The following is a 14,009-nucleotide window of genomic DNA, read 5'->3' as shown; positions in this document are numbered from 1 at the left end:
AATCTCAAGTCTAAAATCGCTAAAAAAAACAAGGAACAAATCGAGAATGGCACGCGCAAAATTTGAACGGACTAAACCCCACGTAAACATCGGCACAATCGGTCACGTTGACCACGGCAAAACAACTTTGACCGCGGCGATTACGATGACTCTCTCTGCACTAGGTCAAGCAAAGGCTAAGAACTACGCCGACATCGACGCTGCGCCCGAAGAAAAAGCACGGGGTATTACGATTAATACCGCTCACGTAGAATACGAAACCACAGGTCGTCACTACGCCCACGTGGATTGCCCCGGACACGCTGACTATGTGAAAAACATGATCACCGGTGCTGCTCAAATGGACGGCGGCATCCTAGTAGTGTCAGCGGCAGACGGCCCCATGCCTCAAACTCGCGAACACATCCTGCTAGCTAAGCAAGTTGGTGTTCCCAGCTTGGTTGTCTTCTTGAACAAGGAAGACATGGTGGATGACGCTGAACTGTTGGAACTGGTAGAACTGGAAGTTCGCGAACTTTTGAGCTCTTACGATTTTCCTGGCGATGACATTCCCATCGTGACTGGTTCTGGCTTGAAAGCTCTCGAAGCGATGCTTGCTAACCCCAAAACCAAGCAGGGCGAAAATGAGTGGATTGACAAGATTTACAAGCTGATGGAAGCAGTAGATGCTTACATCCCTACTCCAGAACGCGAAATTGACAAGCCTTTCTTGATGGCAGTTGAAGACGTATTCTCGATTACTGGTCGGGGTACTGTGGCTACTGGTCGGATTGAGCGCGGCAGTGTCAAAGTAGGCGAAACTGTCGAAGTGATTGGTCTTAAGGACACTCGCAGCACTACGGTGACTGGTGTGGAAATGTTCACTAAGTCCTTGGATGAAGGCTTGGCCGGCGACAACGTGGGTCTACTCCTCCGGGGTATTTTGAAGGCTGATATTGAAAGAGGCATGGTAATTGCCAAGCCAAAATCCATCAGTCCTCACACTCAGTTTGAATCTGAAGTTTACATTCTGAAGAAGGAAGAAGGCGGCCGTCACACGCCATTTTTCTCTGGCTACCGCCCTCAATTCTACGTCCGTACAACTGACGTAACCGGTACAATCATGCAGTTCACTGCTGATGACGGTTCGGAAGCTGAAATGGTGATGCCTGGTGACCGGATCAAAATGACTGTAGATCTGATTCACCCGATCGCGATCGAACAAGGAATGCGCTTCGCAATTCGCGAAGGCGGCCGCACCGTCGGCGCCGGCGTTGTTTCCAAAATCCTCAAGTAGGAATCCGCTAACAGCCCTGATAGCAGAAAAGCCACCAAATGTCAATAGGCTTTTCTGCTATTTAGTGAGTAGTTAGTAGTTATTGGTTAGTAGTTATTGGTTAGTAGTTAGTGGTTAGTAGTTATTGGTTGGTAGTTATTGATTAAATATTCGATAATAAAGAACAAATAACAAGTAACAAAGAACAAATAACAAGTAACAAAGAACAAATAACAAAGAACAAAAAATAAACAGAACCTAGAAAATTAAAGAAACCAAAATGGCAGCTATCCCACAACAAAAAATTCGCATTCGCCTCAAAGCTTTCGATCGCCGAATTCTCGACGCATCTTGTGAAAAGATTGTAGATACAGCAAATCGGACAGCAGCTACTGCGATCGGTCCGATTCCCTTGCCCACAAAACGGCGGATTTACTGTTTGCTGCGATCGCCCCACGTAGACAAAGATTCTCGCGAACACTTTGAAACCCGCACGCACCGTCGCATTATCGACATTCACCAGCCTTCTGCTAAAACAATTGACGCTTTGATGAAATTGGATTTGCCAGCCGGCGTAGATATTGAAGTCAAGCTGTAGATTGACAGTTTGGGAAATAACAAGAGAAGGAACAATGGAAAAATACATTGTTCCTTTTTTTTCAATTTTGGACGCAAGGATAGTCAGAAACCGGGTTTTTTTACGAAAATTCTGAGTTATGACTCGGCGGTTGAAACCGCGTCTATACAAACAAAATCGGCCTGCGCCGATTGAAGAATAAAGGGGTTTGGAAACCCGGATTTGGTATTAGGTAAAAAAACCGGTTTCTTTGGTATGAGTGCGTCCAGGACTGTGTTTGATGAAAATTTGGGCGATCGAGTAGCAAAAACAAATGCGGGCAAAAGCAGATAAACCCCACTTGTGGAAGCCAGATATAGCCCAGTTTGTTTAAGTCCTACTAGACATTGACAAAATAGTTGGCGCTGAGGTTGAGATTGGTGGAACCTTGAACGATCGCAATTAGTTCCGCACGGCTTTCATTCAGGAAGATGGCTGTACCCACAGCTAAACCAGTTGGTGACGCTCCCAGACTATACCTCGACTTGGGGCCGGACAGTTGGATCGTATCTTCTAAAGCATTGAAATCGGTAATTACCGCAAAATCGCTAAGACCGGAGGTGCTAATATTATTATCGCTGTAGAAAGCTCCCTGAGTAGCGCCTAGCACAAAGCGATCGCGCCCAGCACCACCAGTCAAGCGATCAATTTCGCCAAAACCTCTTCCTGCTGCTGCATCTGCGCCCGTCAGCACGTCGTCGCCATTATCTCCAAAAAGGCGCTCGTTGCCAGTACCGCCGAACACTGAATCGTTACCACGTCCACCATTAAGGATATCGTTGCCACTATCCCCAAAGAGGGCATCATTACCATCACCGCCAGTAATTTTGTCGTTTCCTAGACCGCCACTAATGTTATCATTGGCTCCACCACCTGCCAGGTTATCGTTGTTAGCGGTAGCGGGTAGATTGAGAGCAACAATACTTTTATTGTTTTTAGTGCTAGCATCGTTTTCCCCAGTAAATCCCGCGTTGAATACGGTGTTGAGATTTAGGAGAGAGCCGTTAGACTGAGTAAAACTGTTGCCTTGGAGCAGTTCTGTGAAGAGGGTAGTACCGTAGGTATGATTGCCACCTAAAAAGTTCTTCGGGAAGATAGTTTGTCCAGGTTGGTACCATTCTTTTTTATTTGCATAAATATCGAGAGTACCTAGCCGATCGTTGTAACCTAATACCTGGCTGGTATGAATAGCTACGACGCGATTAGCATCAGTTGGGTCGAGGCGATCGCCTGCACCCTTACCTTCAAATGCCGGGCCAGCGGGGTCTAATCCCACAATTTGATTAATCACTTTTCCGGTGGATTGGCGATAGGCAGAGGCTGCAAATCCAGCAACGTGAGCTCCTAAACTGTGTCCGATTAAGGTGGTGTAATTAGGATCTACACCGCTATTTTTCAAGTAAGCAGATAGCTGATTGCCAACATTCTGTGTTTTGTCGGCAGAAGGGAAATACAAGACATTACCAGCATCTTTTTCCCAGTCAACAACGACGAGATTTGCATGAGATTCTCGCTGGCGTATAGTTTGAGCTTGGTCTGCCAGCCAATCCCCTGGCTTGTAGCCGTTGCCTGCATTTCCGCCGGTATTACGCCAGCCGTGAATAAGTACATAAGTTGGTGCGTCAGGATTGATCCGTGCGGAACGGTCGATCGAACCGTTGTTACCCCAAATATTAAAACTAACTCCTGAAGCGCCATTAGGATTAGAAGACATTGACCCAAAGGCGTTCATGGTTGTACTCATGTTCATGGTTCCCGGGCTCATATTGGAAAACATATCGAGGGATAAACTTGCATCCATTCCTGGCAGACTAGAAAAGTTATTGAGCGATAGGTTGCTATTCATGACTCCGAGACTGGTATTGTTTGATGAGGAAGTAATGTTAGAGTTAGAGCTAGAGGTAAAAATCGAAATTGCCATTGGTTTCTCCTTATGTATGTGAAGATTTTCGCTGAATTAAGTTAATTGACTTTGCTGACTTTTGAAATGTCAGATTTTTTCCCATTTTTGGGATTATCTACTGTTCGCCAGTCATCGGAGTCATTGAAATCGATTAGGACTTCTTGATTCGGTTCTCATTGAAATCTCCTCTTGTGAACTATTCAAACGAAGGTGCGCTAGCAGATGGCATAACGCACCCATAAGCTATACTCTGCAAAGTAGAAAATCTAAGCAGCAGAAGCCAGTTCGCCATCACGCAAGACTATATATTCGTGTGAGTAATACTGTTCAGCAGCCTCTAAAAGCCCACTCACTAGCCACCAGTTAACCCCTCCAGAAACAATTCCACCAACCAAGGGAATCCAAGCTGTACCAGTCTTTGCCATAAGTTTCGCAACTAACTTTGCAGCAGCTTTAGATGCAGCTTTAGATGCTAATTTTGCTCCGAGTTTAGATCCACCTTTGAGAGCTACTTTTGAAACAAGAACTCCGGCTACCTTAGCAGCTATCTTCGGTGTTGCTTTGCTACAAACTTTAATACCAACTTTTCCGACTGGAATGGTACTTGCGGCTTCTCCAAGCCCTGTCCAAATAGACATGATTAAATTCATATCTACGTCGTAGTCAACATCAACACCTTTGATATGACCAATCCCGAAACAGCCCAAGGCACTGACTCTCCCACACCAGGCCAGATCCGCAGGTATTGCTGCTAACCCCATAGGGCCTCCTAAAGCACCTGATATTCCCCCAGATGCTACTACCATCCGTATGCGTTCACCTTTCCATTCATCTATCGTGTAACCTTTAATTTGTTTTTTCAGTTGTTCTCGTTCCATACTACTGCCGAGGTTTGCCAAATCTTTGAACATCTGTGCGATGTTATTATTGAGGCTCATATCGATCGCTCCTGTTTTTAGATTGATAAGAGAGTAGAGCTGTTGGGAATTGGTAAAATGGGGTATTAAGGTAACTGCCGAAGCTGTAAAATAGCTTTACCATCTCCGGCAGCGAAGGCTTACGCTGAAAAGGGATTCGTTACTTTATTTAAGCCTTCCAATCGTTGTGATTATTCAAACCATTGGGATGGTGATGGACGTATGTGTCCACTCCATTCAGCGCAGCTACGATCGCAGCGAGACCACTAGCAACCGATGCTACTACTTCCAAACGTTGCTGCCATTTGGGCTTATTGGAGTTATCTTTGTCTGATTGAGCCATTTTGTCCTCCTTTAATCTTGCAATCTTTGGCTATGACTCAACTGTCTCATCCGAAGCTAGAATCGTGCCAGCACAAAAACAGATCAGTTCGATTCCCTGTATAACGATCTGAGTTTGTGCTTGACAACGAGGGGGTAAAATGTTACCCGAAAACTAAGGTTGTTGCTTCGATATTTCATCTGCAACTGCTAGAGCAATGGGTAAAATAAAGACATATTCAGATAATTTCTGGTTAAAGACACCATCTATCTTATCTTTTCCATCCTGCTGTATCTTTGATGTATCCTTACCAAGTGCTGAAACAGCTAAATAGTAAACAGAATCCTTCCCTAAAGGAGCTTCCAACCTTTGCATTAACCGAACTTCTGCCAACTGTTTTAGGGATTCTTTGAAAGCAGGAACAGCATCTTCCCCTAAAGCATTCCCCATATTTAATAAACACTTACGCACTTCATCAGAAATCATCCTACCGATGTCTTTTTGCTGTAAAACTTTACTCTTCTTACTAGAAGTATCCTTATTGTCTTTACTCTTGGGGTTATAACCTGTGCCTCCCAGCGAACAGAATCCATCAAAAGACTCATCATCCAGTTTGTCAAAATTTGACGGTACAAAAATACCTTGACCGATCATCTTTTCGTAGAAACTGTTCAAAAACAATCGGTCTTGTTCTCCATCTTTTTTAGCATAGAGGTCGGATTTTGGAATGACGCAGATAAAATTTATCCCTGATAAATTACCTCTTTGCGTTTCTAGATCGCTGATGATTTGTTCCAAAAGATATAACTGATTGACCGTAGCTCTACCCTCGCGTGATTTATTGACGACCGCATAATTTTCCGCAACAGCTTTCCAAATTTCTGCATTGCGAGTTTTAGTCAATTTTTCGCGAATAGTAGGCTCAATCGATAAGTCAAAGAAAAAGATAATTGTATTAGCATTTTTCAGGATTCTCAGTACCCAAGGTTGAGAACCTTCTTCTGTCAAACTGCGCGCCACATCTTCTCCCGCTATATCGGTAAAGACAAAGTGAGTTTTATCGAAATTATTTGAACCAATTTCAGGAAACTGCACAGAAAGTTTAATACTGGTTTTAGTACCTGTTTTTGTGGGTTTAGGAATCGACCCATTACGATACTCTTTTTCTAGCTCTTGCAATCGTTGTCGATCATCTGGTAAATCAAGGGCTACAGTTGCTCCCAAAACTTGTACGTGATCGAAAAAAGAAACTAACCCTGTGAGTAAAACACTTGATTTGCCAGTACCCGGACTTCCTAGTAAGATAATTGAGTGAGTTTCGCTTTCTTTGGGATACCAACCGCACCGTTTATTATTATCTCCTGAAGGCCCTGTACAGGAAAAATTGACTAGCTTATAAATTTCTCGACCCCATTGTTTGACAAGTTTTCTCACAAACTCTTCAAGTAGAGCTTCGCTATTTAGCGTATTAGTCTTTGGGGAAATATTTGATGCTTGTTGTACGTTTTGTTGCTTCAACAACTTCTCTTTACTAGATTTTAACTCTTTCTGCAAATTGTCTGATAATCTCAGTTTAGGATTACCTAACACCACTTCCGAGTGAAGAATGTCTAGTAAATTACGGTATGAAATAATTGTTTGCCGAGGTAAGGTAAATGGCACATTACTATCTAGAGAGATTGTTTTTAGTTCATAAATGTCACATTTTTTACTGTTGTGTCCCAGAACTATCGCTAAAACAAATTGCCCTCTAATAATAGCTTTGAGTAATCCTTCATCATCTTTATTTTTACCATGAATTTCCTCTAACTTATTTAAGTACCATTGGATTGTTGGACAAACTTCATTGAGTAGTTCTTTGAGCCTTTTTCTGTTTGGTTCGCTCTCAAGTTTTTTCATCCATTCAAAGACATTCCTTTGGTCAAAAATCAAATCCATCAAATTCCCAACTAAAGAACGAGGTTCTATACCACGCAGGAGAGATTTACATTCTCGATCCAAAAGTTCTTGGTCAGTTTCTGTTTTGAGTGGGAATTTATCATGATTTCTGATTTGCTCAAAAAAGTCTAACTTTTTCTGAACAAAGTCTTCCGCAGCATCTTTGCCTAAAATACCTCGATACATCCCTTGATGAGATAATTCTCGTTTATTTTGAATTGCATCGTTGTTTTCTTCATCATCATCAGCATCAACACTTTTATCATCGGAAAAAAACTTTCTTTCCTGCCCGTATGGATAACGACCATCCGTTGATGGTTTTAATAACAAGTTTCTTTGTTCTAACTTAGTTTCCAATCTTTCTAAGAAAAGCCGTAGGGCCGCAATATTGCCATCTAACTCTAAGCGTAAGTTATCAGTCAAAATCATTTCATAGCCTTGAGTTCTGATACCAATGGGAGAGCCGCAAGCCGGACAGGTAATATAGTTCTCCTCACTTTCAGCCGTTTTCAGAAAATCAAATACAGTATTGGATGTCATAATTGATGTTACTCCTGGATTGTTTGTAGAGAGAGGCGTTACCAAGAATCTTGCAATCCTTAGTTATGACTTAACTGTCTCATCCGTCCCATGAATACTCCAGCACAGAAGCAGATCAGTTCGATTCGGTGTATAATGATCTAAATTTGTGCTTGACAACCAGGGAGTATAATGTTATATGAAGAGTCTTAAAGCTTCTCTTCGGGGACTGGCTAGGATAAAACAGGCTAGAGAAGAAAGGGGATGGGCAATAGAAGACCCTATATGGCGTGAAGAAGCCAGTCAGATCCTTGACCCTAATCGAGATTGGGAGAACGTAGAGGAAACATATTTAGCTGTATCAATAGGGACTTGGAAACGATTTTTGCAGGGAACACCTATTAAAAACAATACTTTCAAAGCTTTCTGCCAGGTTTTGGGTCTGAATTGGGAAGAAGTTGTCGATAATAATCCATCTCAGTCAACCACTCTGGCTGTATCTTCAAGCCAAGACTGGGGAGCAGCACCAACTGTCTCCTATTGCTACGGGCGCACTCAGGAACTAGATACATTAAAAAAATGGATTTTGAAGGACAAATGTCACTTAATTTTTCTGCTAGGTCAAGGAGGTATAGGTAAAACTACTCTCTCGATCGAATTAGCAAAAGAAATTCAAAATAAATTTGACTATATAATCTGGCGAAGTCTTGGGGCATCGCCACCAGTAGAAAAAATCCTAGCAGATGCAATCAAATTTTTGTCTGATCAGCAAGAAACTACACTACCAGAAACTTTAGAAGAGAAGATCGGCAGACTGGTTCATTACTTAAAATCTTCACGCTGTTTGTTCATACTGGATAATGCAGAGTCAATTCTTCAAAGTGGTAGCCACATAGGTCAATATCTGGAAGGATATCAAGGGTATGGTGATTTGCTAAAACGAATAGCTCAATCATCTCATCAAAGCTGTTTAGTAATTACCAGCCGAGAAAAACCAGAAGCAATTGAATTGATAGCCAGACAGAATCAAAATATACGTTCATTATATTTAGATGGTTTGAAGGTAGAATATGGTCGAGAAATATTTACTGTATTTGGAGAATTCTCTGGATCAGAAGATGACTGGAAAAACGTTATTGAAAACTATGCAGGTAATCCTTTTGCTTTAGAAGTTCTAGCACAAGATATTCGAGATTCTTCATTAAGAGGGGACATATCTCGATTTGTAAAAAGATATTTAAATAGAGGCAGAGTAAAATTTACTGAAATCAACAATTTATTAGAACGTCAGTTTGAACGGCTATCTCTGTCAGAAAAACAAATTATGTACTGGGTGGCAATTAATTATGAGCCAGTTTCAGACGAAGAATTACAGGAAGATATTATTTTATGGGAAGCTCAACAGGAATTAGTCGAATGTTTAGCGTCTTTAAAGCGACGATCGCTCATCAAAAATACCGAATTGGGATATACACAGCTACCCGTATTGAAGGAATACATTATCCATCGACTAATAGATGAACTTTGCCAAGAAATTAAAACAGAGCAAATAGAACTTTTGAACAGCTACTCTCTGTGCAAAGCCACATCCCAAGACTATATTAGAGAAACTCAAGTTCGCCAAATTATCACGCCTTTGCTGGAAAGATTGCTTCAGGAACTTGGCGGGAAAAGAAATGTCGAAAGTAAACTCAAACAAATTATTTTCAATTGCCAACAACAATCGCCTAAAGCGCCTGGATATTTAGGAGGTAATATTCTTAATATCTTGTGCGAGCTAGAAACCGATTTGACAAACTATGATTTTTCGGATTTAACTATTTCTCAAGCCTATCTTCATGGAATTCAATTACATCAGGTTAATTTTGCCAACTCTGACTTATCTAAATCTTTTTTTTCTGAACCTTTGGGTAGCATTCTATCAGTAGCATTTAGTCATGATGGTCAATTATGGGCAACAGGTGATGCAGATAAAAATATTTATATTTGGCGAGCGGATGGTCAACTCATAACTACTTGTGTAGATCATACTAATTGGGTAAGGTCAGTTGCCTTTCATCCTCAAAAACAAATTTTAGCTAGTGGGAGTGACGATCGCACTGTCAGGTTATGGGATATTAATACAGGTCAATGTCTTGCTACATTACAGGGACACACCGATCGAGTTTGGTCAGTAGCCTTTAGTCATGACGGTAAGATATTGGCTAGTGCTAGTGATAATGCCGATCGCACCGTAAGATTGTGGGATGTGGATGATGTTGACTCTCCTCAATTTCTGCGAACTCTACCACATAGTTACTGGGTAGTCAAAGTTGCTTTCAACGATCGAGGGACAACTTTAGCCAGTGGGAGTGCCGATCGAACTGTAAAATTATGGGATGTTAATACAGGTGAATGTCAGAATACCTGGCAAAACCTCTCGCATCAGGTTCGATCGATCGACTTTAGTCCTGATGGTGAAACTCTAGCGACAGGTACGGATGATAAACTTGTCAGATTGTTGGATATTAAGACTGGTAACTGTCTCAAAGAATTTTTGGGACATGATGGAAGAGTGTGGTCAGTTGCTTTTAGTCCTGACGGTCAAACTCTGGCTAGCGGTGACCATCTAACTGTCAAGTTATGGAACATTGAAACGGGTGAATTATTACTCACTTTACCAGAAATCGATCGCCGAATTAGAACAATAGCTTTTAGTCCAAATGGTGAAACTTTAATTACTGGTAGTGACGATCAAAGTGTTAGATTGTGGGATGTCCGCAAAGGCGAATCTTTGAAAACTATCTATGGCTATACTCAAAGAGTTTGGTCAGTTGCTTTTTCTCCTGATGGGAAAACTGTTGTTAGCGGCAGTGACGATCGCACAGTAAAACTGTGGGATATCGAGACAGAGAAATTCAAAATACTGGGTATAGCTACAAAGCGCGTTCAGTCAGTTGCATTTCATCCTCAAGGCACAAAAATAGCCAGTGGCGGTAATGATGGGAGAGTACAGTTATGGGATCTAGCTACTCGTAAATGTTCAAATTTCTCAGAGAAGCACAAAGATTGGATTTGTTTAGTAGCTTTCAATTCGGAAGGAACAAGACTGATTAGCACTGGTGACGATTGCAGGATAAAAATATGGGATGCTAATACGGGTCAATGCTTGGAAAATTACGAACATCCACATTGGATTCGATCGCTTGCTATCAGTCCTGATGGTGAGAATATAGCGATCGGTAGTGATGCTACAATCTTACAAATATGGAATATTCAAACAAAACAACTACTCGATATAGGAAAGCATCAAAAAGGAGTGTATGCAGTTGCCTGGAGTCCTGATGGTAAAATTATCGCCAGTGGAAGTGATGACCTCACTATCAAATTATGGGATAGTAACACGCATGAATGTCTGCGTACTTTAGAAGGACACAGACAGCCAATCAGATCGGTTGTGTTTAGTCCTAATAGCAGCCTTGTTGCTAGTGGCAGTGATGACTGTACGATCAAACTATGGGATGTAAAAAGTGGTGCTTGCCTCAAAACTTTTACAGAACATAAAAATACCGTTCGCTCTGTTGCTTTTAGTGCTGACGGATTAATGCTGGCAAGTGGCAGTGAAGATGAGACAATTAAACTGTGGAATATTGAAACACTTACCTATATTAAAACGCTGAAAGCTGAACGCCTTTATGAAGGAATGAATATTGCAGGTGTGACTGGGATTACTAACGATCGCAAAGATACGCTGAAAGTATTAGGCGCAGTAGGAAATTAGCGATATGTTGAGGTTAATAGGCAAACCTACTCTATTTTAATCCTTAAACCTACGTTGCTCCGATTTAACGGGCGATCGGAAATTTTGGCAAGCTATTATGTAGCGCGATCGCGTCCAGGACTGTAAATCCCCCTAGGTCGGCTGCCGATCGCCGGTGACGGATGTTTTCAAGCTGACAGCACTGGGTACACTTGCATTTAACCGAATTTTCCCGCGATCGCCCCTCACCCCCGCCCGGAATTACTCAAATCAGTTAAAGTAAGAAAAAGAAGCGCAAGTACCGTCACCTTTGAGCGACAATGGCATCCTCCTCCTCTGTAGCAGTTCGCGAACTCCCCTTATTTCCCTTGCCGGAAGTGGTTCTATTTCCAGGTAGACCGCTGCCACTGCAAATTTTCGAGTTTCGCTATCGAATTATGATGAACACGATTCTGGAGGGCGATCGCCGTTTCGGTGTGCTCATGTGGGACCCGAACCAAAACAAAGTCTCTGCCGTTGGCTGTTGCGCCGAAGTCATTCACTGTCAGCGCCTCCCGGACGATCGCATGAAAATCATGACTCTCGGACAGCAGCGGTTCCGAGTCCTCGACGCTGTTCGGGAAAAACCCTATTTAGTCGGTTTAGTAGAATGGATTGAAGACGAACCGCCACAAAAAGACCTCCGATCTTTGGGCAAAGAAGTCGAACAACTGCTTCGCGATGTAGTTCGCCTCTCTAGCAAATTGATGGATCAGCCGATCGACCTACCGGAAGACATTCCCAGTTTGCCCACAGAACTATCCTACTGGGTAGCCAGCTACCTTTACGGTGCAGCTACAGAACAGCAAACTCTCTTAGAATTGCAAGATACTGCTGCGAGATTGGAACGCGAAACCGAAATTTTAACTTCCACTCGCAATCACTTGGCAGCAAGGACTGTACTCAAAGATACGCTCAAGTAGTCAATAAGGCAGGCAAAAAGTACGATCGACTTTGCCTGCATTCAAGCCAAATTTACAGACAAATCATACTATTTTCGATTTGAAATTTTCGCATTGGAGATTAAATAATTGAGAATTAATAGACCTTTTACAAAAATATCTAGGAACGGGCAAGATGCCCGTTCCACAAAAGTAAATTTTTCTGTGGAACGGGCATCTTGCCCGTTCCAAAATTAGATGCTTGTGTCACAAAATCTCGACCAACCGAAACCATACGATGCAGTTAGAGGCGGTCAACTGCCGCCTCCGGTGGGCGGTGTGGTACTCGGCGGACTAGCAGGAGTCAGACACCGACTGTCTAGTTCAGTCAGCGAACATCGGATTGCAGCGCTAAAGGAAGCCTTCAATTACGGCGATGCAGGCTTAAAAATAGTCATCAAGATTTGTCAAAGCGAAACAGGGCCAGTGCAGCGGGCGGCCTGCGATTTGCTGCGAGAAAGGCTGAGCGCGATCGCCCGCGAAAAATTACAAGCCTTCGTACCTGCAAGTTTAGATTCAGAAACAGCGACAGACAGGACTCAAAAAATCTTAAAGAACTCAGCCAGTACAGTCTCAGAAAAAGGCGATCGGCAGTTATCAGAAGCACAGTTAATATTTGAGACAACTGTGCAGCAGATGGAACCCAATTTGTTGCTCTTAGAAGCATTAGTAGCCTCTGTAGAACGCGAAGGCTTTACCAGCGAACTGATGAATTTTTGGGATTTATTAATCTTAGAAATTCAGGAACCTCTCAAAGAACTTCGTCAGGCTGTTGGCAGCGCGATTTCAGCCCAACTGCGGATTCAGTGGCAGTACAATCAATCTGAATCCCAAGCCAATCAGTGGCAGCAGCGAGCTTTGCTAGCTCTTCAGAAAGGCGATGAGAACTCCGTTCGACAAGCCTGGGTTCGCAAGCAAATAGAGTTGGATAAGGTAGCAAAAGTGAAGATAGATTTAGACGACCAAACTGTACGAGTAGAAACTCTCAATCGCAACTTGCTAGCTTTGGAAAGTAAGATTGCCGAAGCTAATTCTAAGAAAGAAATACTAAAGATGCAGGTTCATTTTTCTAAGGTACAGGAGCAAATTAACTGCACTTTTAGCCAAATGAATACTATATTTTTTAGTCCTTAGCTGTCGGATTATGTGCGGATATATTGCCTGATTTCAGACTTGTCTGATGCAAAACTGAATTGCCCTGCTTAAATTTGTAGCCTCATCTAACTTAGCGCCTTCGCGGTTAGCGCCGCACAAAAATGCCCCGCTCAAATTAGCACCGCGCAAATCAGCTTCTCTCAAATCCGCATCCTGAAGGTTACTTTCAGACAAAAATGCTCCTCTCAAGTTGGCTCTTCTGAGACTTGCTCCCCGCAGTTTTACCTCACTGAGATTTGCTCCTTCGAGATTGGCTTCATCTAAGCAAGCATCTATCAGGTTGGCTTCCATCAAGTTCGCTTTATACAAGTTTGCCCCGGTTAAGTTGACACCAATCATTTTCGTGTCTCCCAAGTTGGCGTTTTCCAGGTTTGCATTAATCAGCTCAGCCCCTGTTAATCTGGCACGAGTTAGCTTCGATCCCCTGAGATCTGCCCCATTCAGATCCGCCATGATCAGACAAGCATTTTCGAGGTTTGCACCAATTAAGTTAGCCCCACTTAGGTCTGCTTCAGCTAGAATTATGTCCTTTAAATTGGCACAGGCGAGGCAAATATGAAGTAGGGAAGCTTGTGACAGGGAAGCACCTATTAAGTTGGATTCGTGAAAATCTCTTTCTCCGGCTGCATATCGCTTGAGAAGTTCATCAGCATTCATCTCGCTAG

Annotated in this window: 10 protein-coding genes; 5 read left to right on the top strand and 5 right to left on the bottom strand. The window is 42.6% G+C overall.

Going from position 1 to position 14,009, the window contains the following annotated elements:
• Positions 1-46 precede the first annotated feature (46 nt).
• The gene (tuf, locus tag JGK14_RS15425; RefSeq protein ID WP_293186979.1) at positions 47-1,276 is read left to right on the top strand and encodes an elongation factor Tu; all 1,230 of its coding nucleotides are present in this window, start codon (positions 47-49) and stop codon (positions 1,274-1,276) included.
• Between the two features lie 259 nt (positions 1,277-1,535).
• Positions 1,536-1,853, top strand: a complete 318-nt coding sequence (gene rpsJ, locus JGK14_RS15420) for a 30S ribosomal protein S10 (protein ID WP_442921454.1) — start codon at positions 1,536-1,538, stop codon at positions 1,851-1,853.
• A 358-nt stretch (positions 1,854-2,211) separates the two neighbouring features.
• Here rpsJ and JGK14_RS15415 read toward each other — a convergent pair whose 3' ends face one another.
• The 4 genes from JGK14_RS15415 to JGK14_RS15400 form a co-directional block, all read right to left on the bottom strand.
• Entirely contained in the window at positions 2,212-3,792 is a 1,581-nt protein-coding gene (locus tag JGK14_RS15415; protein WP_325315246.1) for a hypothetical protein, read from the bottom strand.
• A 248-nt stretch (positions 3,793-4,040) separates the two neighbouring features.
• The gene (locus tag JGK14_RS15410; RefSeq protein WP_293229742.1) at positions 4,041-4,712 is read right to left on the bottom strand and encodes a hypothetical protein; all 672 of its coding nucleotides are present in this window, start codon (positions 4,710-4,712) and stop codon (positions 4,041-4,043) included.
• 148 nt (positions 4,713-4,860) lie between these two features.
• On the bottom strand, positions 4,861-5,034 hold the full coding sequence (locus JGK14_RS15405; RefSeq protein ID WP_293229739.1) for a hypothetical protein: 174 nt from the start codon (positions 5,032-5,034) through the stop codon (positions 4,861-4,863).
• A gap of 153 nt (positions 5,035-5,187) precedes the next feature.
• A complete protein-coding gene (locus JGK14_RS15400) occupies positions 5,188-7,491 on the bottom strand; it encodes a hypothetical protein (protein WP_293229736.1) in 2,304 nt (767 codons plus the stop codon).
• Positions 7,492-7,669: 178 nt separating this feature from the next.
• On the opposite strand from JGK14_RS15400, the gene JGK14_RS15395 reads away from it, so the two are divergent.
• The 3 genes from JGK14_RS15395 (at position 7,670) to JGK14_RS15385 (ending at position 13,323) form a co-directional block, all read left to right on the top strand.
• Entirely contained in the window at positions 7,670-11,230 is a 3,561-nt protein-coding gene (locus JGK14_RS15395) for an eIF2A-related protein (RefSeq protein ID WP_325315245.1), read from the top strand.
• A gap of 299 nt (positions 11,231-11,529) precedes the next feature.
• The gene (locus JGK14_RS15390; RefSeq protein ID WP_293213209.1) at positions 11,530-12,171 is read left to right on the top strand and encodes an LON peptidase substrate-binding domain-containing protein; all 642 of its coding nucleotides are present in this window, start codon (positions 11,530-11,532) and stop codon (positions 12,169-12,171) included.
• A gap of 216 nt (positions 12,172-12,387) precedes the next feature.
• Complete coding sequence (locus JGK14_RS15385) at positions 12,388-13,323, top strand: PspA/IM30 family protein (RefSeq protein WP_293197702.1); 936 nt, start codon at positions 12,388-12,390, stop codon at positions 13,321-13,323.
• Positions 13,324-13,356: 33 nt separating this feature from the next.
• Here JGK14_RS15385 and JGK14_RS15380 read toward each other — a convergent pair whose 3' ends face one another.
• Positions 13,357-14,001, bottom strand: coding sequence for a pentapeptide repeat-containing protein (locus JGK14_RS15380; protein WP_293186437.1), 645 nt, complete (start codon positions 13,999-14,001; stop codon positions 13,357-13,359).
• Positions 14,002-14,009: the final 8 nt, after the last annotated feature.

The sequence above is a fragment of the Microcoleus sp. PH2017_28_MFU_U_A genome (assembly GCF_020738035.1).
Taxonomy (GTDB): domain Bacteria; phylum Cyanobacteriota; class Cyanobacteriia; order Cyanobacteriales; family Microcoleaceae; genus Microcoleus.
Note: the sequence above shows the minus strand (reverse complement) of the source record. Positions and strands in the feature narration are given on the sequence as shown.